Below are 19,358 nucleotides of genomic sequence, written 5' to 3'. Positions count from 1 at the left end.
CGGCTGAAGGCCGCGCCGCAGCCGCGCCGGGGCGGTCGTGCTCAGACGTGCGCGATCGAGACGACGCGCGTGTTCAGGCAGGCCTCCACGGCCTCCGGCCCGCCCTCGGAGCCGTAGCCCGAATCCTTGATGCCGCCGAAGGGCAGCTCGGCCGAGGGCGTCGCCGGCTGGTTGATCCACAGCATCCCGACCTCCACCCGCTGCGCCAGCAGGTGGGCGTTCTTCAGCGAGGCGGTGTAGGCGTAGGCGGCCAGCCCGTAGGGCAGGCGGTTGGCCTCGGCGATGGCCTCCTGCAGGTCGGTGAAGCCGCGCACCGCCGCCACCGGGCCGAAGGGCTCCTCGTTGAAGACGCGTGCCGACAGCGGCACCTCGTCGAGCACCGTGGGCGCGAAGAAGTTGCCCGCCCCGGCGAGGGCCTCGCCGCCCGTGCGCACCTTGGCCCCCTGGCTGCGGGCATCGTCCAGGAAATCCCGCATGGCGGCCACGCGGCGGGCATTGGCCAGCGGCCCCATGCGCGTGTCCTGCTGCAGACCGTCGCCCAGCTTCAGGCCCTGCGCGTGGCGCACCAGGGCCTCGACGAAATCGGCGCGCACGCTCTCGTGCACCAGGAAGCGCGTCGGCGCGATGCAGACCTGGCCGGCGTTGCGGAACTTGGCACTGGCGGTGCACTTGACGGCCAGCGCCACGTCCGCGTCCTCGCAGACGATCACCGGCGCGTGGCCGCCGAGTTCCATGGTCACGCGCTTCATGTGCTGGCCCGCCAGGGCAGCCAGTTGCTTGCCCACGGCGGTGGAGCCGGTGAAGGTGACCTTCTTGACGATCGGGTGCGGGATCAGGTAGCCCGAGATCTCGGCCGGGTCGCCATAGACCAGGTTGACCACGCCGGCGGGCAGGCCCGCATCGGCGAAGGCGCGCACCAGCTCGGCGGGGCTCGCCGGCGTCTCCTCGGGCGCCTTGACGATCACGGCGCAGCCCGCCGCCAGCGCCGCACCGAGCTTGCGCACCACCTGGTTGATGGGGAAGTTCCAGGGCGTGAAGGCCGCCACCACGCCGACCGGGTCCTTGACCACCATCTGGCGCACGGCCGGGTTGCGCGAAGGCACGATCCGGCCATAGACACGCAGCCCCTCGTCGGCAAACCATTCAATGATGTCGGCCGCGGCCATGGCCTCGCCGCGCGCCTCCGGGCGCGGCTTGCCCTGCTCCTGCGTGAGGATGGCGGCGATGGCGTCGGCGCGCTCGCGCATCAGGGCGGCGGCGCGGCGCATGGTGGCGGCGCGCTCGTGCGCGCTGGTGTCGCGCCAGGTCTCGAAGCCCCTTTGCGCCGCCTCCAGCGCGCGGTCGAGGTCGGCGGTCGATGCCCGGGCCACGCGGCCGATCTCCTGGCCGGTCGCCGGGTTGTGCACCGCGAGGCTGCGCCCGTCGCCGGCGTCCTGCCATTGGCCGTCGATGAAGAGGCGGGTGTCGGGATAGCTCATGCATTCGCTCCTTGGATGGTGGTCGGTGGTCCGGGCAGGGCCGCAGCCCGCCAGCCGGATGGCGGCCACAGGCCCTCGCGCCACTCTACAGGGTAAGTCCCAGATGCGACACGCAGCCCTCCGTGCAACATTATTTATGCAAAGCAGTTGCTTTGTGAAAATACGGAGGGGTTGGTGCAGTTCGTCCAATTGCTGGTCAGTGGCATCGCGCAGGGGTGCATCTACGGCCTGATTGCGCTGGGCTTCGTGCTCATCTACAAGGCCACCGAGACCGTGAGTTTCGCCCAGGGCGAGCTGATGATGCTGGGGGCCTTCTGCGGCCTGGTGGTCATGAAGCTGCTCGCCATGCCCTTCTGGGTGGCGGTGCTTGCCAGCATCGCCGCCATGGCGCTGGTGGGGGTGCTGATCGAGCGCGCAGTCATCCGGCCGGTGCTCGGCCAGCCGGCGTTTTCCATCGTCATGCTGACCATCGGCATCGGCTACGTGCTGCGCGGGCTGGTCACCATGATCCCCGGCATCGGCACCGAGACGCACGCGCTCGACGTTCCCTACAAGGACCAGCCGCTGCAGTGGGGCAGCCTGGTGCTGGCGGCCGAGCAGGTGGCGGTGATCCTGGTGACGACGGTGCTGTGCGTCCTGCTGTTTGCGCTGTTTCGCTACACGCGCCTGGGCATCGCCATGCAGGCGTCTTCGCAGAACCAGCTCGCCGCCTACTACATGGGCATCCCGGTGCAGCGCCTCAACGGCCTGGTCTGGGGGCTGGCGGCGGCGGTGGCGGCGGTGGCGGGGCTGCTGCTCGCGCCCATCACCTTCGTGCATGCCAACATGGGCTTCATCGGCCTGAAGGCTTTCCCGGCGGCCGTGGTCGGGGGCTTCGGCAGCCTGCCGGGGGCCATCGTGGGCGGGCTGATCATCGGCACCATCGAGTCGCTGTCGGGCTTCTACCTGCCCGAGGGCTTCAAGGACATCGCCGCCTACATCGTGGTGCTCATCATGCTCATGATCCGGCCCAACGGCCTGTTCGGCGAGAAACTGCGCAAGAAAGTCTGAGCGATGCGTTTCCTCTTCAAGACTTCCTACGCGCAGGACATCCGCCTTGCCAAGCACGGCGGCCACGTCTTCTGGTATTCCTTTCTGTGCCTCGCGCTGGTTGCCGCCCCCTTCGTGGCGCCGGAATACTGGCTGGCCCAGCTGACCTTCGTGCTGATCTACGCCATCGCCGGACTGGGGCTGATGCTGCTGGCCGGCTTCACCGGCCAGTTCTCGCTCGGCCACGCCGCCTTCCTCGGGGTCGGTGCCTATACCCAGGCGGTGCTCACCGGCATGGGCTGGCCGTTCCTGCTGTCGCTGGCCTGCGGCGCGGCGTTGTCGGCGGCGGTGGGCATCGTGGTCGGCCTGCCGGCGCTGCGCGTCAAGGGCATCTACCTGGGCATCGCCACCCTCGCCTTCGGCTTCATCGTCGAGGAAGGCTTCGCGCGCTGGGAATCGGTCACCGGCGGCAACGCCGGCAAGATGCTCGAGGCGCCGCGGCTGGCGGGCTACGTGCTGGAGAGCACCGAGTCCTTCTATTTCCTGTGCCTGGCGGTGACGGTGGTGTGCACGCTCGCCATCCTGAACCTGCTGCGCTCGCCCACCGGGCGGGCCTTCGTCGCCATCCGCGATTCGGAGATCTCGGCGCAGAGCATGGGCATCCACCTCGCCTGGTACAAGACCCTGTCGTTCGCCCTGTCTGCGGCGCTGGCGGGCATCGCCGGGGCACTGTACGCGCACAAGATGCAGTTCCTCTCGCCCGACCAGTTCAGCATCCTGCAGTCCATCGACCTGCTGCTGATGATCGTCATCGGCGGGCTGGGCTCGGTGCACGGCGCCTTCCTCGGCGCCATGTTCCTGATCCTGATGCCGCAGCTCATCGCCCTCGCCAAGGACCAGCTGCCCGAGGCCATCGGCCAGGCCCCGGGGCTGCAGGCGGTGGTCTACGGGCTGGTGCTGATCCTGTTCGTGATGTTCGAACCCATGGGGCTGTACGGCCGCTGGCTGAAGATCCGCACCTGGCTGCAGCTGTTCCCGTTCTACCGCAAGGGCATGTTCAAGCGGCAGAAGAGCTTCCAGAAATCGGACCGCCTGAAATGAACCAGCCCAACGCCCCCCTGCCTGCCGATGTGCTGCTGCGCGCGCAGTCCCTGAGCGTGCGCTTCGGCGGACTGCTCGCGGTCAACGACGTGAGCTTCGACGTGCGCCGCGGCGAGGTCTTCACGCTGATCGGGCCGAACGGCGCCGGCAAGACCACGGTGTTCAACCTGATCAGCCGCATCTATGCCCCCACCTCCGGCAGCATCGCCTACGCCGGCCCGGCCGGCACCGTCACCCTGACCGAACAGCCCCCGCACCGGGTCGCCGGGCTGGGGATCGCCCGCACCTTCCAGAACATCGAGCTGTTCGAGCACGCCAGCGTCCTGCACAACCTGCTGATCGGGCGCCACACGCGGCGCGAGACCGGGCTGTGGGCCGACATGCTGTTCACGCCACGCGCCCGCGCCGCCGAGATCCGCGCGCGCGAGAAGGCTGAAGCGGTCATCGACTTCCTGGAGCTGCAGCACTACCGCGACACGCTGATCGCCGGCCTGCCCTACGGCGTGCGCAAGGTGGTGGAGCTGGCGCGGGCGCTGTGCACCGAGCCGCAGCTCTTGCTGCTCGACGAGCCGTCTTCCGGCCTGAACGTGGAGGAAACCGACGACATGGCCTTCTGGATCCAGGACATCCGCGACGAGCTGGGCATCACGGTGCTGATGGTCGAGCACGACATGTCGCTGGTCTCGCGCGTGTCCGACCGGGTGCTGGCCATGAACCAGGGCCAGGTGCTGGCCACGGGCACGCCGCACGAGGTACAGACACACCCCGGCGTGGTCGAGGCCTATCTCGGCACCATCGACGACGTGAGCAGCCTGCGCCGCCCCGAGGGCAGCGCGGTGGGGGTCCGGGCATGAGCGCGGCCCCTGCCCTGCCCGCCGCCCAGGACGAGGTGGTGCTGCGCCTGGCGAACATCGAGAGCAGCTATGGCCCGATCAAGGCGATCCGCGGCGTGAGCCTGCAGGTGCGCCGCGGCGAGATCGCCACCGTGCTCGGCTCCAACGGCGCCGGCAAGACCACCATCCTCAAGACCATCAGCGGCATCATCGACCCGCGCAAGGGCAGCGTGCACTTTCAGGGCCAGGACATCACGGCCCATGATCCGGCCGCCATCGTGCGCCGCGGGCTGTCGCACGTGCCCGAGGGGCGCGAGGTGTTTCCGCTGCTGTCGGTGCGTGACAACCTGCTGATGGGCGCCTACACCCGCCCCGACCGCGACGCCGTGGCGCGCGACATGGAGACGGTGTACGGCTACTTCCCGATCCTGGCGGAACGCCGCGACCAGGACGCGGGCCTGCTGTCGGGCGGGCAGCAGCAGATGCTGGCGATCTCGCGCGCGCTCATGGCGCGGCCCGAGCTGATCCTGCTGGACGAGCCGAGCCTGGGCCTGTCGCCGCGCCTGACCAAGGAGATCTTCGAGATCGTGGTGCGCATCAACCGCGAGCGCGGCACCACCATCCTGCTGGTCGAGCAGAACGCGAACATGGCGCTGAACGCCTCGGACTACGGCTATGTGCTGGAGAACGGGCGCATCGTGATGGAAGACCGCTGCGCCGCCCTGCGCGAGAAGGACGACATCAAGGAGTTCTACCTCGGGATGCGCGACGCCGGCGTGCGCGGCGAGCGGCGCTGGAAGAAGAAGAAGACCTGGAGGTGAGCGGCATGTCCAATCTGTGGGATCTCTCCGCACTGCAGCCGGTCACGCACAGCGTGCTGGCGGGCGACACCATCCCGGCGATGTTCTGGAACGCGGTGCAGGAGCGCGGGCCGAAGGTGTGGCTGCGCGAGAAGGAGCTTGGCATCTGGCGCAGCTGGAGCTGGAGCCAGGTGGGCGAGGCGGTGCGCGAGATCGCGGGCGGGCTGATGGCGCTGGGCTTCGCGCCGGGCGAGTGCGCCTCCATCCTGTCGAACACCAACGTCGAGTGGGTGCTGGCCGATCTGGCGGTGCTGTCCTGCGGCGGCGTCGCCAATGGCATCTACCCCACCGACGCGCCCGCGCAGGTGCAGTACCTGAGCGAGGACTCGGCCACCTGCGTGCTGTTCGTGGAAGACGACGAGCAGCTGGACAAGGCGCTGGAGGTGCGCGCGCAGCTGCCGCGGCTGCGCAAGGTGGTGGTCTTCGACATGAAGGGGCTGCGCGGGCTCCAGGATCCAGACGTCCTCGGCCTGGACGAGCTGCGCGCGCTTGGCCGGCAGTGGAACGCGGCCCACCCCACGGCGCTGGACGAGCGCGTCGCCGCCCTGCGCCCGGAGGACGTGGCGATCCTGGTCTATACCTCCGGCACCACCGGCAAGCCCAAGGGAGCGATGCACACCCACGGCGCGCTGGCCTATACCGTGCGCGGCAACAACACGCTGGTGGCGCGCTCCGAGCAGGACGAGGCCATGTGCTTCCTGCCGCTGTGCCACATCGCCGAGCGCATGGGCGGAGAATACTTCTCGCTCTACACGGGCGCGAAGCTGAATTTCGTCGAGAACCCCGACACCGTGCCCGAGAACGTGCGCGAGATCGCGCCCACGGTGTTCACCGCCGTGCCGCGCGTGTGGGAGAAGTTCTATTCGGGCGTGACCATCGCCCTCAAGGAATCGAGCCGGTTGCAGCAGGCGGCCTATGCCTGGGCGATCGGAGTGGGGATGCAGATCGCCGAGCGTGTGCTCGCCGGCCAGCCGGTGCCGGCCGGGCTGAAGGCGCGCTTTCGGCTGGCGCGCTGGCTGGTGCTGGACAACGTGCGCAAGATGATCGGCATCCACCGGGCGCGCTTCCTGGTGACGGGCGCCGCGCCGATCTCGCCCGAACTCATCAAGTGGTACCTTGCGCTGGGGGTGCCGATGCTGGAGGTCTGGGGCATGACCGAGACCTGCGGGGCGGCGACCGGCATGCTGCCCGCGCGCATCAAGCCGGGCTCCATCGGCCCGGCGACCCGCTTCAACGAAGTGCGGCTCGACCCCGAGACGGGCGAGATCCAGGTGCGCGGGCCGAACGTCTTCAAGGGCTACCTGAACCTGCCGGACAAGACGGCCGAGACCTTCACCGAGGACGGCTGGCTGCGCACCGGCGACGTGGGCACGGTCGATGGGGACGGGTATTTCCGCATCGTCGACCGGATGAAAGACATCATCATCACCGCCGGCGGCAAGAACGTCACGCCCAGCGAGATCGAGAACGAGCTGAAGTTCAGCCCCTACATCACCGATGCGGTGGTCATCGGCGACCAGCGGCCCTACCTGACGGTGATCATCATGATCGACCAGGAAAACGTCGAGAAATACGCGCAGGACCACGACGTGCCGTTCTCCAACTACGCGAGTTTGACGCGCGCCCCTGAGGTGCAGGCGCTCATCCAGGGCGTGATCGACGAGGTGAACAGGAAGTTCGCACGCGTCGAGCAGATCAAGAAGTTCTTCCTGCTCGACACCCAGCTCACGGCCGAGGACGAGGAGCTGACGCCCACCATGAAACTCAAGCGCAAGCTGGTGCAGACCAAGTACGCCGAGCAGATCGAGGCCATGTACCGCTCCGGCGGCGCGGCGCCCTGAGCGGCCAGGGTTAGTGCGGTGATGCGCTGCGGCGCAATCGCCCTATAACCCGGTCATCGATCACCTGCCCACCGATCGTCCACCACAGAACCACCACAGGAGACCAGCCATGAAACTTCGCACCCTTGCCGTGGCCGCCGCCATGGCGCTTGCCGGCGGCACTGCCTTCGCCCAGGCGAGCCAGGGCGTCACCAAGGACAGCATCACCGTCGGCACCATCCAGGACCTGTCCGGCCCGCTGGCGGGCTTCGGCAAGCAGGCGCGCAACGGGATGATGCTGCGCGTGGACGAGGCCAACGAGCAAGGCGGCGTCAACGGCCGCAAGCTGGTCTTCAAGGCCGAGGACTCCGGCTACGACCCCAAGCGCGCCGTGCTGGCGGCGCAAAAGCTGGTCAACCAGGACAAGATCTTCGCCATGATCGGCCACATCGGCACGGCCGCCAACGTCGCGACCTTCCCGGTGCTGTTCCCGAAGAAGGTGATCAACTTCTACCCGCTGACCGGCGCGCGCGAAATGTTCGAGGAGCCCAACCGCCAGCTCAAGTTCGCCTTCAGCGTGCCCTACTACGACCAGGCGCGCACCGCCACGCCGCGCCTGGTCAAGGAAAAGGACGCCAAGAAGGTCTGCACCATCTACCAGGACGATGAATTCGGCCTGGAGGTGATGCGCGGCGCCGAGGACGGGCTCAAGACCATCGGCATGGAGCTGGCCGAGAAGACGACCTACAAGCGCGGCGCGACCGACTTTTCCTCGCAGGTCGCCCGGATGAAGGCCGCCGGCTGCGATTTCGTGGTCTTGGGCACGGTGATCCGCGAGACCATCGGCACCATCGGCGAGGCGCGCAAGACCGGCTTCTCGCCCACCTTCCTGGGCACCACCGCGGCCTACACCGACCTGATCCACAAGCTGGGCGGCAAGGCCATGGATGGGCTGTACGCCACCATGGCGATCCAGGTGCCGTACCTGGACGACACCTCGCAGCCGATCCGCTTCTGGGCCAACAAGTACAAGACCAAGTTCAACGAGGACCCGGGCGTGTTCTCGGTCTACGGCTACCAGATCATGGACAACTTCATCCAGGGCGCGCAGCGCGCCGGGGCCAACCTGACCACCGACAGCTTCGTCAAGGCCATGGAGAGCGCACCCATCGAGCCCGACATGTTCGGCAGCGACACCCTCAAGTTCAGCGCCACGCAGCGCCTGGGCACCGAGCGCTCGCGCCTGTCGCAGATCCAGGATGGGCGCTGGAAGGTGGTATCGGACTACTTCAAGTAAGAGACCACGCCTTACCGATGCAGAAGCCGCCTTCGAGGCGGCTTTTTCTTGGGGTTTGCACCCCGTGCGCGGCCGTGCCAAGGAAAAAATCGCCACGGCGAGGACAACGGTGGCAGAATTTAACAAAGCATTTGCTTTGTAAAAATCCCTTTTCCTTCCAGCCCCACGTTGCCATGATCGAACGCACCCTCCTGCAGGCCGACCACCAGGCCTTCGCCGACAGCTTCCGCCGCTTCATCGAGCGCGAGATCACGCCCCACCACGCCCAGTGGGAGGAGCAGGGCTATGTGGACCGCCAGGTCTGGGCCAAGGCAGGCGCCAACGGCTTCCTGTGCATGAGCATGCCGGAGGAATACGGCGGGGCCGGCGCCGACAAGCTCTACAGCGTCGCGCAGATGGAGGAGATCGCGCGCGCCGGCTGCTCGGGCATCGGTTTCGGGCTGCACAGCGAGATCGTCGCGCCCTACATCCTGCACTACGGCACCGAGGCGCAAAAGCGCAAGTACCTGCCGCGGCTGGCCGACGGCAGCATGGTCGGGGCGATCGCCATGAGCGAGCCCGCGGCCGGCAGCGACCTGCAGGGCGTGAAGACCACGGCGCTTCTGAGCGAGGACGGCAGCCATTACCTGCTGAATGGCAGCAAGACCTTCATCACCAACGGCTGGCACGCCGACCTGGTGATCGTCGTCGCCAAGACCGACCCCGCCGCCGGCGCCAAGGGCACGAGCCTGTTGCTGGTCGAGCGCGGCATGGAAGGCTTCGAGAAGGGCCAGCGCCTGAAGAAAGCCGGCATGAAGGCGCAGGACACTTCCGAGCTGTTCTTCGACAACGTCCGCGTGCCGGCCGAGAACCTGCTGGGCGGCCCGGCCATGCAGGGCAAGGGCTTCATCTGCCTGATGGAGCAGCTGCCCTGGGAGCGGCTGCAGATCGCGATTGGCGCCGTCGCCTCGGCCGAGGCGGCCATCGACTGGACGGTGGAATACGTCAAGGAACGCAAGGTCTTCGGCCAGCCGGTGGCGGCCTTCCAGAACACCCGCTTCACGCTGGCCGAGCTGCAGACCGAGGTGCAGGTGGCGCGCGTGTTCGTGGACAAGTGCTGCGAGCTGATCCTGAAGGACCAGCTCGACACCGCCACCGCCAGCATGGCGAAGTACTGGACCACCGACCTGCAGTTCAAGGTCATGGACGAGTGCGTGCAGCTCTTCGGCGGCTACGGCTACATGTGGGAATACCCCATCACCCGCGCCTGGGCCGATGCGCGCGTGCAGCGCATCTACGGCGGCACCAACGAGATCATGAAGGAAGTCATCACGCGCAGCATGGGCCTGGGCGGGCGCTGACCCCTTCTTTTTCACCTTCCACCATCCACGGAGAGAGCATTTCATGACCCACGCCTACGTGTTCGACGCGCTGCGCACCCCGCGCGGCAAGGGCAAGAAGGACGGCAGCCTGCACGAGGTCAAGCCCATCGACCTGCTGGCCGGGCTGCTCGGCGAGCTGCAGCAGCGCCACCAGCTGGACACCGCGCGGGTGGACGACGTGGTCATGGGCATCGTCTCCCCGATCGGTGAGCAGGGCTCGGTCCTGCCGAAGATCGCCGCGCTCAAGGCCGGCTGGGACTGGCGCTGCGCCGGCGTGCAGGTCAACCGCTTCTGCGCCTCGGGCCTGGAGGCGGTGAACCTGGCGGCGCAAAAGGTCGCCAGCGGCTGGGAAGACCTGGTGGTAGCCGGCGGTGTCGAGAGCATGAGCCGCGTGCCCATCGGCGCCGACGGCGGCGCCTGGGCGCAGGACCCGGCCACCAACCTGCAGACCAAGTTCGTGCCGCAGGGCATCGGCGCCGACCTGATCGCCACGCTCGACGGCTACAGCCGCACCGACGTGGACGCCTACGCGCTCGAATCGCAGCGCCGCGCCACGGCAGCGCGCGCCGCCGGCCATTTCAAGCGCTCGCTGGTGCCGGTGCGCGACTTCCTCGGCCAGGTGATCCTGGAAGAAGACGAGTTCATCAAGCCGAACACCACCATGGAAGGCCTGGCGGCACTCAAGCCCTCGTTTGCGCAGTTAGGCGCCATGGGCTTCGACGCGGTGGCGCTGCAGCGCTACCCGCAGGTCGAGCGCATCGACCACGTGCACCACGCCGGCAACGCCTCAGGGATCGTCGATGGCGCCGCCGCAGTGCTGATCGGCAACGAGGCCGCGGCCAAGGCGCACGGGCTCACGCCGCGTGCGCGCATCGTCGCCACCGCAGTGAGTGGGGCCGACCCGACCATCATGCTCACCGGCCCCGTGCCCGCCACGCTCAAGGCGCTGGCGCGCGCCGGAATGACCGTCGAGCAGATCGACCTGTTCGAGGTCAACGAGGCGTTTGCCGCCGTGCCGATGCGCTTCATGCGCGAGCTGAACGTGCCGCACGAGAAAGTGAACGTCAACGGCGGCGCCATCGCCATGGGCCACCCGCTGGGCGCCACGGGCGCGATGCTGCTGGGCACGGTGATCGACGAACTGCACCGGCGCGGGCTGCGCTACGGCCTTGTCACCCTCTGCGTCGGCGGCGGCATGGGCATCGCCACCATCGTCGAAGCCCTCTGAGATCTGGAGAGAACACCCCATGCAAACCATCCGCTACGAACTCATCCCCGCGCAGGACGGCGCAGGGCAGGTGGCGCTCATCACCTTCGACGAGCAAGGCTCGCCGGTCAACACCATGTGCCAGCAATGGCAGGACGACCTGGGCGAGGCCACCGCGCGCGTGCTGGCCGACCGCGATCGGCTGGGCGGCGCGCTCAAGGGCATCGTCCTCGCCTCTGCCAAGAGCAGCTTCTTTGCCGGCGCCGATCTGAAGGCCACCATGCGCCTGCAGCCCGAAGACGCGCCCGCCGTCTTCCGCGAAATCGAGCGCATGAAAAAGCACTTTCGCACGCTGGAGACACTGGGCATCCCGGTGGTCGCCTGCCTGAACGGCTCGGCGCTGGGCGGCGGCTGGGAAGTGGCGCTGATCGCCCACCACCGCATCGCGGTGAACGACCGCAAGACCCGGTTCGGCCTGCCGGAAGTCACGCTCGGGCTGTTGCCGGGCGCCACCGGCATCACCAAGATGACGCGGCTGCTCGGCCTGATGGCGGCGCAGCCGCTGATCCTGGAGGGCAAGACCTTCGGCCCGGCCGAGGCGCAGCAGATGGGCCTGGTACACCAGCTGGTGGACACGCGCGAAGAGCTGCTGCCCGCCGCGCTGGCGCACATCGCCGCGCACCCCGAGGCCCAGCAGCCCTGGGACGCGAAGGATTACCGCATGCCCGGCGGCGCGCCCACCAGCCCGAAGATCGCCAACGCGCTGGTCGTCGCCCCCGCCATGCTCACCAAGACCACGCGCGGGCGCTACCCCGCGCCGGAGGCAGCGCTGGCCGCCATGGTCGAGGGCGCGCTGGTGGACTACGACACGGCGCTGCGCATCGAGAGCCGCTACCTGGCACGACTGATGACCAGCCCGGTGGCGCGCAACATGATCAACACCTTTTTCTTCGACATGAACGCCATCAAGGCGGGCAAGTCGCGGCCGGCAGGCGTGGCGCGCTTCAAGCCGACGAAGGTGGGCATCCTGGGCGCCGGGATGATGGGCGCGGGCATCGCCTGGGCGCAGGCCAGCCGCGGCATCGAGACGGTGCTGAAAGACGTGGACCAGGACAAGGCGGACAAGGGCCGCGCCTACAGCGAAAAGCTCGCGGCCAAGCGCGTGGAAAAGGGCCGCATGAAGCCCGAAGCGGCGCAGGAACTGCTGGCGCGCATCACGCCCACGGCGAGCGCGGCGGATCTCGCCGGCTGCGAGCTGATCATCGAGGCCGTGTTCGAGAACCGCGAGCTCAAGGCCCAGGTGACGCGCGAGGCCGAGCCGCAGCTGGCCGAAGGCGGTTTCTTTGCCAGCAACACCTCGACGCTGCCCATCAGCGGCCTGGCGCAGGCGAGTGCGCGGCCGGAGAAATTCATCGGCATCCACTTCTTCAGCCCCGTGGACAAGATGAAGCTGGTCGAGATCATCCGCGGCCGGCAGACGGATGACGAGACCGTGGCGCGCGCCTTCGACTATGTGCAGGCGCTCGCCAAGATCCCGATCGTGGTGAACGACTCGCGGGGCTTCTACACCAGCCGCACCTTCGGCACCTTCGTGATGGAAGGCGCGGCGATGCTCAGCGAAGGCATCCCTGCCGCCGTGATCGAGAACGCCGCCATGCAGGCCGGAATGCCCGTGGGGCCGCTGGCGGTGCTGGACGAGACCGCCCTCACCTTGAGCGTGCACGTCATGGAGCAGACGCGCGCCGATTTTGCCGCCGAGGGTCGCCAGTACCAGGCGACGCCGGGCGAGCTGCTGGTCGAGCGCATGGTCAAGGAATTCCAGCGCCCGGGCCGCGCCGGTGGGGGTGGTTTCTACGACTACCCGGAAGGTGGCAAGAAGCACCTGTGGCCGCGCCTGAGAGAGCTGTTCGAGAAGCCTGGGGTCGAGTGGGACGTGCAGGACATCCAGGATCGCCTGCTCTACCGCCAGGCCATCGAAACCGCGCGCTGCCTGGCTGAGGGCGTGCTGACCAGCGTGCACGACGCCAACATCGGCTCGATTTTCGGCATCGGCTTCCCGGCCTGGACGGGCGGGGCCATGCAGTTCATCTATGGCATGGGGGTGGACGCCTTCCTGCGCCGGGTCGATGAGCTGGCGGAGCGGCATGGGGACGGTTTTGCGCTGGACGACAGGGCGCGCGAAGCCATCCGGGCGCATCAGCCGCAGTACTGAGCCTTTTGAAACCGAAAAAACCGCCTTGAACAGGCGGTTTTTTCATGGAAATTCTTGGCCAAGTGCTTGCTGGACAAGCGCCAACAGCTATATTTTCAGCAGCTATCCAGAGAAGAGCTGACGGCTCTTGATGCGTTCAGCGGCTACCATGAGTGACACCTCGCCTCTGCCAGGACAGGAGAAGGAGATCCCCCATGCGACCGTCCGCCGTACTTGCCATGAAGCGCAAGGTCATTCGTGAGGCCGTGGAGCGCTTTCGCACCGCGAACCCGCGCGTCTTCGGTTCGGTGCTGCACGGCACAGACCAGGAAGGCAGCGACCTCGATCTTCTGGTGGATGCACTGCCGGGTGCGACGCTGTTCGACCTGGGGGGCCTGCAAGATGAGTTGGAGACCTTGCTCGGCATACGGGTCGATGTGCGCACGCCGATGGATCTGCCGCCCAGCTTCCGCACCCAGGTATTGGCCCAGGCACGACCGGTATGAAGGAAAACCGCCTACCCGACTATTTGGGCCACATGCAGGAGGCGGCAAGCGAGGCGCGCCTGTTTGTCCAGGGCATGTCCCAGGCCGAGTTTCAGCAAGACAGGCGCACCCAACGTGCTGTGGTCATGAGTCTCATCATCCTCGGCGAAGCTGCCGCCAAGGTCATGGACAGCTTTCCTCAGTTCACCCAGACGCACACCCAACTGCCGTGGTACAACATGCGTGGCATGCGCAACCGCATCGCCCATGGTTATTTCGATATCGATCTGGAAGTAGTCTGGAATACCGTACACATGAGCCTGCCCCATCTGCTGGAGCAATTGCAGGCTCTGCGCCCTCTCGCCGACGCGCCCGACCAGTCCTGACCTCAAAAAAGAACGCCATCGGCACCGCCGATGGCGCATCTGGCAACTGAGCCGAGACAGCTCAAACCACCTCTTCCCCCCACGCCTGCCGCGCCAGCTCGGCAAACTGCTGGCGCAGCAAGTGCTTTTGCACCTTGCCCGTCGCCGTGGCCGGCAGGGCCTCGACGAAGCGTACCAGCTTGGGCACCTCGAAGCCGCCCAGGCGCTCGCGGCAGTGGGCCACGATGGAGGCTTCATCCACCTCGGCGCCGGGCTTCTTCACCACGAAGGCGCACACGGCCTCGATCCAGTGCGGGTGCGGCAGGCCCAGCACCGCCGCGCCGGCCACGCCCGGGTGGCCCAGCAGCACGGCCTCGACCTTGACGCTGGCGACGTTCTCGCCACCGGTCTTGATCATGTCCTTTTTGCGGTCGATGAACAGCATCTGGCCCTTGGGCCCCCACATGCCCAGGTCGCCCGTGTGGTGCCAGCCAAAGCGCTGCGCCTCGGCCGTGGCGCGCTCGTCCTTGAAGTAGCCCAGCATGACATTGGCGCCCCGGTGCACGATCTCGCCAACCTCGCCGGGGCCGAGCAGGCGGCCCTCGTCGTCCATGACCGCCGTCTCGCAGTGGATGAAGGAAGTGCCCCAGTAGTTGGCGTCCAGCTCGGGGTGCTCCAGCGCCCTGAACATCATGGTGGCCGGGTAGATCTCGGTCTGTCCGGTAGCCAGCACGACATTGCGGCTCATGCGCTCGGCGATCTGGGCAATCAGCGGCTTGGGGATGGGCGCCATGGCGTAGATGCACTGGCGCAGGCTGTCACAGCGGAACTGCGGGTCGGCCAGCAGCGCCCCGTACATCATGGGCAGGCCGGTGAAGACCGTCAGGCGCTCGCGCAGCACCAGCGCGCGGATCTCGTCGGGCACGAAGGCGCGCGCCAGCACGATGCACGCGCCCACGGCGTGCGCCGTCGCCGCCAGGGCGTGCTGGGCGCAGTGGAACAGCGGCAGCACGCCCGAGAACACGTCCGTCTCGACATAGGCAAAGCCGCTGGCGTTGCCCAGGATGGCCGCCGCCACCGACAGATGCGAGTGCACCACGCCCTTGGGGTTGCCGGTGGTGCCGCTGGTGTACATCAGGATCGCCGGCTGGTTGTCGTCGATGTCGAGGTCGGGCAGCGCATCGCTGCGGTCAGCCTCGGCTTGGGCCAGGGTCGTGGCGCCCGGCGCGGTGGCCACGCCACCCGCCATGGTCATGATCAGCGGCACGCCCAGGCCCTGCAGCATGGCGGCCAGGGCTGGGTCGGCGTACAGGGGGGCATCGACCACCACCGCCGAGACTTCGGCGTGGCGCAAGATGTATTCGATGGCGCCGGCATCCAGCCGCACGTTGACCGGCGCCCAGACGTTGCCGGACTTGTGTATGCCGTTGTAGGCCACCACCATGTCGGCCGAGTTCATGCACAGCATGCCTATCTGCCGGCCGCTGCCGAAGGTCTGCAGCAGATAGTGGGCAAAGCGCGAGCTGCGCGCGTCCAGCTCGGTGTAGGTCAGGCGCGTGTCGCCATCGACCACGGCGGTGCGCTCGCCAAACTTGCGCGCGCTGCGATGGACAAAATCGCCCAGGGCGACGCGGCGGATGCGGCGTGCCGCAGGGGTGATAGGCATCTGGATCATGGGTCTTGTCTCCTTTTTTGGTGGTTGGACTCTGTCTTGGCGAGCGCCTTCAGGCGCCTCTTGCTCTTAGAGCGTGTTTACGATCTCCGCGCGCAGGGGCGCGGGTGCGGATCGGGATGGGCTGCCAGGCGCAAACCGCAGCGATAGCCCGTGCTATCGCGAGGATTTGCAACGCCGCAGACCGCCCGAGGCCGCGCTCGCGCACCCGCGCGGGGATCGTAAACACGCTCTTACTGCCGGGCTGGCGTGCGCTAGCGCTGCACGGCAGCGCCGTCCGCCGTCCAGCGCTGGCGCAACTCGCGCTTGAGCACCTTGCCGGTGGCGGTGCGCGGCAGCACGTCGATGAACTGCACCACGCGCGGGCACTTGAAGTGCGCCAGGCACTTGCGGCACCAGGCGCTCGCGGCACCAGGCGATCAGCCCGGCCTCGTCGATCTGCGCGCCAGCCTTGGGCACGACCACTGCCGTGACGGCCTCGCCCCAGCGCGCGTCGGGCGAGCCGATGACGGCCACCTCGGCGATGCCCGGATGGAACCAGCCGCCGCGCAGCGCCTCGGCCGTGGCCTCGGGCTTTTGCCAGTAGCCGATGAAGACGTTGGGGCCGCGGATCAGCAACTCGCCGGTCTCGCCCGGCGGCACGTCCTGGCCGGCCTCGTCCGCAATGCGGTACTCGACGTGCGCGATCGGCTTGCCGATGGAGCCGGCGCGCTCAAGCACATCGGCGGCATCCAGCACCGATGCGATCGGCGCCGTCTCGGTCAGGCCGAAGCCCTCGGTGAAGACCAGGCCGGCGCTGCGCAGTGCCTCGATCAGCACCACCGGGCACGGCGCGCCACCCGAGACGGTGTAGCGCAGCGAGGCCAGATCGCGCCCCTGCAGCCCGGCAGCGTGGATGGCCGCCCACATGGCCGGCACGCAGAACGCCAGCGTGGGCCGGTGCTGCTCCACGGCCTCCAGCCAGCCGGCCGGGCTGAAAGACTCCAGCACGATGGAGGCGCCGCCCAGGTACAGCAGCGGCAGCGTGAAGATGCCGAACGCCCCGATGTGGAACAGCGGCGCCGCGGCCAGCGAGATGTCGCGTGGCGTCAGGCCCTCGCTCATGGAGACGTTGGTCAGCATGTTCCACAGGTGGTTGCCATGCGTGAGCATCACCCCCTTGGGAAAGCCGGTGGTGCCCGAGGTGTACATCAGCGTGGCCACCTCGTCCTGGCCCACGGACACCGGCACGCGCGCGCTGCTGGCGCCGGCGATCAGGCTCTCGTATTCGCCGGACTCGCCCGCCGCACGCTGCTGGGCCGAGGGCAGCTCGATCAGGTGGCGCACGCAGGTAGCGTGCGCCGCCTCGCGCGCCACCGCCATGACCTGCTGCGAGGCCAGCAGCACGCCGGGAGCGCAATCTTCCAGGATGTAGCGCACCTCGGGCGCCACCAGGCGGAAGTTGATGGGCACCAGCACCGCCCCGAGCTTGGCCACGGCGATGGCCACCTCCAGGAACTGCGGGCTGTTGAGCGCCATCATGGCCACGCGGTCGCCCTTGCGCGTACCGCGCGCGCGCAGCGCATCGGCCAGAGCGTTGGTGCGCTGCTCCAGCTCACCGTAGGTGGTGCGCTGCCCGGTATTGCCGTCGATCAGGGCCAGGCGCTGCGGCGTGCGCCGCGCATGTACCGTGACCCAGTTGCCGATTCCCTTGTCCATGTCTCACTCCAAATCCGATTGCGAATGGGGCACTTGGGCGTTGTCAGCGCCCTTGCCCCGCCCTGCCCTGCCGCGCCGGACAGGGCATTCCTGCGGTGCCGGCGACCGGGCCGGGCGGGCTGGCGTTGGCGCGCGCGCCGGCTCAGGCCGCCGCCAGCCCCAGGATGGCGCGCGCCTCATCGGTGCTGGCCACCTCGCGCCCGGCGCGGCGCGCGCACTGCACGAGCTGCTCAATCATGGGGCCGTTGGACGTGGCCTTGCTGCCATCCGGCAGGTAGAAGCTGTCCTCCAGCCCGGTGCGCAGATGGCCGCCCAGCTCGGCCACGCGCTGGTGGACGGGCCAGATCTCGCTGCGGCCAATCACCGTGGCCTGCCAGGGCGCGCCCTCGATCTTGAGCCGGAGCAGGATCGGCAGCAGATCCGCATCGGCCGGCATGCCGGACTCGACCCCCATGACGAAGTTGTAGTGGGGCAGGCCGCGGGTGTACATGCCGGTCTGCACATACATCTGCACGCAGCGCACGATGCCCACGTCGAAGCACTCGAACTCGGGCAGGGTGCCGGTTTCCTCCATCACGTCCAGGAAATCCTGCACCTTGGCCGGCTGGTTGTCGAACAGCATGGGCGGCCAGGCCCAGGTGCCGTTGGCACGCACTTTCAGGTAGTTCAGCGAGCCGGCATTGCACGCCGCAACTTCAGGTCGGGTAGCACGCAAACAATGGAGCGGCCCCTGGTAATGCGGGCCGACCACGCCGGTGGTCTGGTTGATGATGATGCCGGGGCAGGCTTCGCGCATGGCCTGCACGCAGGCCTTGGCGACCTCCGGGTCCCAGCTGGGCAGGTGGCCCTTGCCCGGCTCCTGGCTGCGAAAGTGCACGTGGATCACGCTGGCGCCGGCCTCATGAGCGCGGCGCGCCTCGCTGGCCAGTTGCTCGGGGGTGACGGGGACGTGGTGCTGCGCCGGGTCGGTCAGCACGCCGGTGATGGCACAGGTGACGACGGCTTTGTGGTGGGGATTGGCTGCGCTCATGGCAAGTGGCTCTTTCTGTTGGAGGTTGGTCACAGGCCGAGCTGCCGCACGGCCAGATCTTTCATGATTTCTTCCGCGCCGCCGCCGATCATCATCACTTTGACTTCGCGGTAGATGCGCTCGCTCACGGTGCCACGCATGAAGCCCATGCCGCCCAGAATCTGTACGGCCTGGTCGGCGCAGAACTGCATGGTCTGCGTGGCGTGGTTCTTCAGCAGGCAGATCTGCGCCACCCAATCCGGCCCGGTATCGCCGGCATCGGCGCGGGCGGCGATGGCGTCCACCCAGGCGGCGGTGGATTGGATGCGCATCTGCATGTCGGCCAGCTTGTGGCGGATGACCTGGTGCTCGACCAGCGCTGCACCAAACGCCCGGCGCTGGCGCGCCCAGGCCAGCGCCTCGTCGAAGCAGGCCTCGGCAAAGCCCAGGGCCGAGGCCGCCAGGCCGAAGCGCTCGCCGTTGAAATTGCCCATGATGATGCGAAAGCCCTGGCCTTCCTCACCCAGCAGATAGCGCGCCGGCACGCGCACGTTGTCAAAGCGCAGGTGCGCCGTATCCGAGCACAGCCAGCCCATCTTGGCCAGCGGGCTGCGCGACAGGCCGGCGCTGCCCGCCGGGATCAAAAGCATGGAGATACCGCCCGCGCCCTTGCTGCCCGGCTCGCCCGTGCGCACGGCAGCCGTGATCCAGTCGGCGCGCATTCCGGAGGTGATGAAGACTTTTTCGCCGTTGACGATGTAATCATCGCCATCGCGCCGGGCGGTGGTCGCCAGGCGCGCCACGTCGGAGCCGCCGCCGGGTTCGGTGATGGCCAGCGCGGCGATTTGCTCGCCGGCCAGCACCGGCGGGATGACCTCGGCGCGCACGGCGGCGCTGGCGAAGTTGACCACCGGCGGCAGGCCGATGTTGTGCGAGAACAGGCTGGCCAGCA

At 68.0% G+C, this 19,358-nt stretch carries 16 protein-coding genes; 11 read left to right on the top strand and 5 right to left on the bottom strand.

Annotation, left to right across the window (positions count from 1 at the left end):
• Positions 1 to 41: 41 nt before the first annotated feature.
• On the bottom strand, positions 42 to 1,478 hold the full coding sequence (locus tag A612_RS15630; protein ID WP_019375371.1) for an NAD-dependent succinate-semialdehyde dehydrogenase: 1,437 nt from the start codon (positions 1,476 to 1,478) through the stop codon (positions 42 to 44).
• A gap of 174 nt (positions 1,479 to 1,652) precedes the next feature.
• Here A612_RS15630 and A612_RS15625 point away from each other — a divergent pair, with 174 nt between their 5' ends.
• The 11 genes from A612_RS15625 (at position 1,653) to A612_RS15575 (ending at position 14,048) form a co-directional block, all read left to right on the top strand.
• Positions 1,653 to 2,528: a branched-chain amino acid ABC transporter permease gene (locus tag A612_RS15625; protein WP_040437199.1), complete on the top strand. Its 876-nt coding sequence runs from the start codon at positions 1,653 to 1,655 to the stop codon at positions 2,526 to 2,528.
• A 3-nt stretch (positions 2,529 to 2,531) separates the two neighbouring features.
• On the top strand, positions 2,532 to 3,608 hold the full coding sequence (locus tag A612_RS15620) for a branched-chain amino acid ABC transporter permease (RefSeq protein WP_019375369.1): 1,077 nt from the start codon (positions 2,532 to 2,534) through the stop codon (positions 3,606 to 3,608).
• Entirely contained in the window at positions 3,605 to 4,462 is an 858-nt protein-coding gene (locus A612_RS15615) for an ABC transporter ATP-binding protein (RefSeq protein WP_019375368.1), read from the top strand. Before A612_RS15620 ends, A612_RS15615 begins: the two co-directional genes overlap by 4 nt.
• Positions 4,459 to 5,262: an ABC transporter ATP-binding protein gene (locus tag A612_RS15610; protein ID WP_019375367.1), complete on the top strand. Its 804-nt coding sequence runs from the start codon at positions 4,459 to 4,461 to the stop codon at positions 5,260 to 5,262. The genes A612_RS15615 and A612_RS15610 overlap by 4 nt, the downstream gene beginning before the upstream one ends.
• 5 nt (positions 5,263 to 5,267) lie before the next feature.
• Entirely contained in the window at positions 5,268 to 7,142 is a 1,875-nt protein-coding gene (locus A612_RS15605; protein WP_019375366.1) for an AMP-dependent synthetase/ligase, read from the top strand.
• 109 nt (positions 7,143 to 7,251) lie between these two features.
• Complete coding sequence (locus A612_RS15600; RefSeq protein ID WP_019375365.1) at positions 7,252 to 8,418, top strand: ABC transporter substrate-binding protein; 1,167 nt, start codon at positions 7,252 to 7,254, stop codon at positions 8,416 to 8,418.
• Between the two features lie 173 nt (positions 8,419 to 8,591).
• Positions 8,592 to 9,758: an acyl-CoA dehydrogenase family protein gene (locus A612_RS15595; protein WP_019375364.1), complete on the top strand. Its 1,167-nt coding sequence runs from the start codon at positions 8,592 to 8,594 to the stop codon at positions 9,756 to 9,758.
• Between the two features lie 43 nt (positions 9,759 to 9,801).
• Positions 9,802 to 11,007: an acetyl-CoA C-acetyltransferase gene (locus A612_RS15590; protein WP_019375363.1), complete on the top strand. Its 1,206-nt coding sequence runs from the start codon at positions 9,802 to 9,804 to the stop codon at positions 11,005 to 11,007.
• A gap of 19 nt (positions 11,008 to 11,026) precedes the next feature.
• A complete protein-coding gene (locus tag A612_RS15585) occupies positions 11,027 to 13,198 on the top strand; it encodes a 3-hydroxyacyl-CoA dehydrogenase NAD-binding domain-containing protein (protein ID WP_019375362.1) in 2,172 nt (723 codons plus the stop codon).
• A gap of 194 nt (positions 13,199 to 13,392) precedes the next feature.
• On the top strand, positions 13,393 to 13,683 hold the full coding sequence (locus tag A612_RS15580; protein WP_040437198.1) for a nucleotidyltransferase family protein: 291 nt from the start codon (positions 13,393 to 13,395) through the stop codon (positions 13,681 to 13,683).
• Entirely contained in the window at positions 13,680 to 14,048 is a 369-nt protein-coding gene (locus tag A612_RS15575; RefSeq protein WP_019375360.1) for a HepT-like ribonuclease domain-containing protein, read from the top strand. Before A612_RS15580 ends, A612_RS15575 begins: the two co-directional genes overlap by 4 nt.
• Positions 14,049 to 14,109: 61 nt before the next feature.
• Here A612_RS15575 and A612_RS15570 read toward each other — a convergent pair whose 3' ends face one another.
• From A612_RS15570 to A612_RS15555, 4 genes are all read right to left on the bottom strand, one after another.
• Complete coding sequence (locus tag A612_RS15570; RefSeq protein WP_019375359.1) at positions 14,110 to 15,702, bottom strand: class I adenylate-forming enzyme family protein; 1,593 nt, start codon at positions 15,700 to 15,702, stop codon at positions 14,110 to 14,112.
• A gap of 153 nt (positions 15,703 to 15,855) precedes the next feature.
• Positions 15,856 to 17,397, bottom strand: coding sequence for an AMP-binding protein (locus tag A612_RS15565; protein WP_081501213.1), 1,542 nt, complete (start codon positions 17,395 to 17,397; stop codon positions 15,856 to 15,858).
• A 142-nt stretch (positions 17,398 to 17,539) separates the two neighbouring features.
• Positions 17,540 to 18,427 (bottom strand): beta-keto acid cleavage family enzyme, encoded by an 888-nt coding sequence (locus tag A612_RS15560; protein ID WP_019375358.1) that lies wholly within the window; start codon positions 18,425 to 18,427, stop codon positions 17,540 to 17,542.
• A 29-nt stretch (positions 18,428 to 18,456) separates the two neighbouring features.
• A partial coding sequence (locus tag A612_RS15555) for an acyl-CoA dehydrogenase family protein (protein ID WP_019375357.1) occupies positions 18,457 to 19,358 on the bottom strand: 902 nt, incomplete at its 5' end.

The sequence above is a fragment of the Melaminivora alkalimesophila genome (genome assembly GCF_000282995.1).
GTDB lineage: Bacteria > Pseudomonadota > Gammaproteobacteria > Burkholderiales > Burkholderiaceae_C > Melaminivora > Melaminivora alkalimesophila.
Note: the sequence above shows the minus strand (reverse complement) of the source record. Positions and strands in the feature narration are given on the sequence as shown.

What these genes read in the sequence shown, in the direction of transcription:
- A612_RS15615 (WP_019375368.1), top strand. Translation starts at nt 3,605, where the DNA reads ATGAACCAGCCCAACGCCCCCCTGCCTGCCGATGTGCTGCTGCGCGCG.
- A612_RS15610 (WP_019375367.1), top strand. Translation starts at nt 4,459, where the DNA reads ATGAGCGCGGCCCCTGCCCTGCCCGCCGCCCAGGACGAGGTGGTGCTG.
- A612_RS15560 (WP_019375358.1), bottom strand. Translation starts at nt 18,427, where the DNA reads ATGAGCGCAGCCAATCCCCACCACAAAGCCGTCGTCACCTGTGCCATC.
- A612_RS15565 (WP_081501213.1), bottom strand. Translation starts at nt 17,397, where the DNA reads ATGGACAAGGGAATCGGCAACTGGGTCACGGTACATGCGCGGCGCACG.
- A612_RS15590 (WP_019375363.1), top strand. Translation starts at nt 9,802, where the DNA reads ATGACCCACGCCTACGTGTTCGACGCGCTGCGCACCCCGCGCGGCAAG.
- A612_RS15575 (WP_019375360.1), top strand. Translation starts at nt 13,680, where the DNA reads ATGAAGGAAAACCGCCTACCCGACTATTTGGGCCACATGCAGGAGGCG.
- A612_RS15570 (WP_019375359.1), bottom strand. Translation starts at nt 15,702, where the DNA reads ATGATCCAGATGCCTATCACCCCTGCGGCACGCCGCATCCGCCGCGTC.
- A612_RS15605 (WP_019375366.1), top strand. Translation starts at nt 5,268, where the DNA reads ATGTCCAATCTGTGGGATCTCTCCGCACTGCAGCCGGTCACGCACAGC.
- A612_RS15595 (WP_019375364.1), top strand. Translation starts at nt 8,592, where the DNA reads ATGATCGAACGCACCCTCCTGCAGGCCGACCACCAGGCCTTCGCCGAC.
- A612_RS15585 (WP_019375362.1), top strand. Translation starts at nt 11,027, where the DNA reads ATGCAAACCATCCGCTACGAACTCATCCCCGCGCAGGACGGCGCAGGG.
- A612_RS15620 (WP_019375369.1), top strand. Translation starts at nt 2,532, where the DNA reads ATGCGTTTCCTCTTCAAGACTTCCTACGCGCAGGACATCCGCCTTGCC.
- A612_RS15630 (WP_019375371.1), bottom strand. Translation starts at nt 1,478, where the DNA reads ATGAGCTATCCCGACACCCGCCTCTTCATCGACGGCCAATGGCAGGAC.
- A612_RS15600 (WP_019375365.1), top strand. Translation starts at nt 7,252, where the DNA reads ATGAAACTTCGCACCCTTGCCGTGGCCGCCGCCATGGCGCTTGCCGGC.
- A612_RS15580 (WP_040437198.1), top strand. Translation starts at nt 13,393, where the DNA reads ATGCGACCGTCCGCCGTACTTGCCATGAAGCGCAAGGTCATTCGTGAG.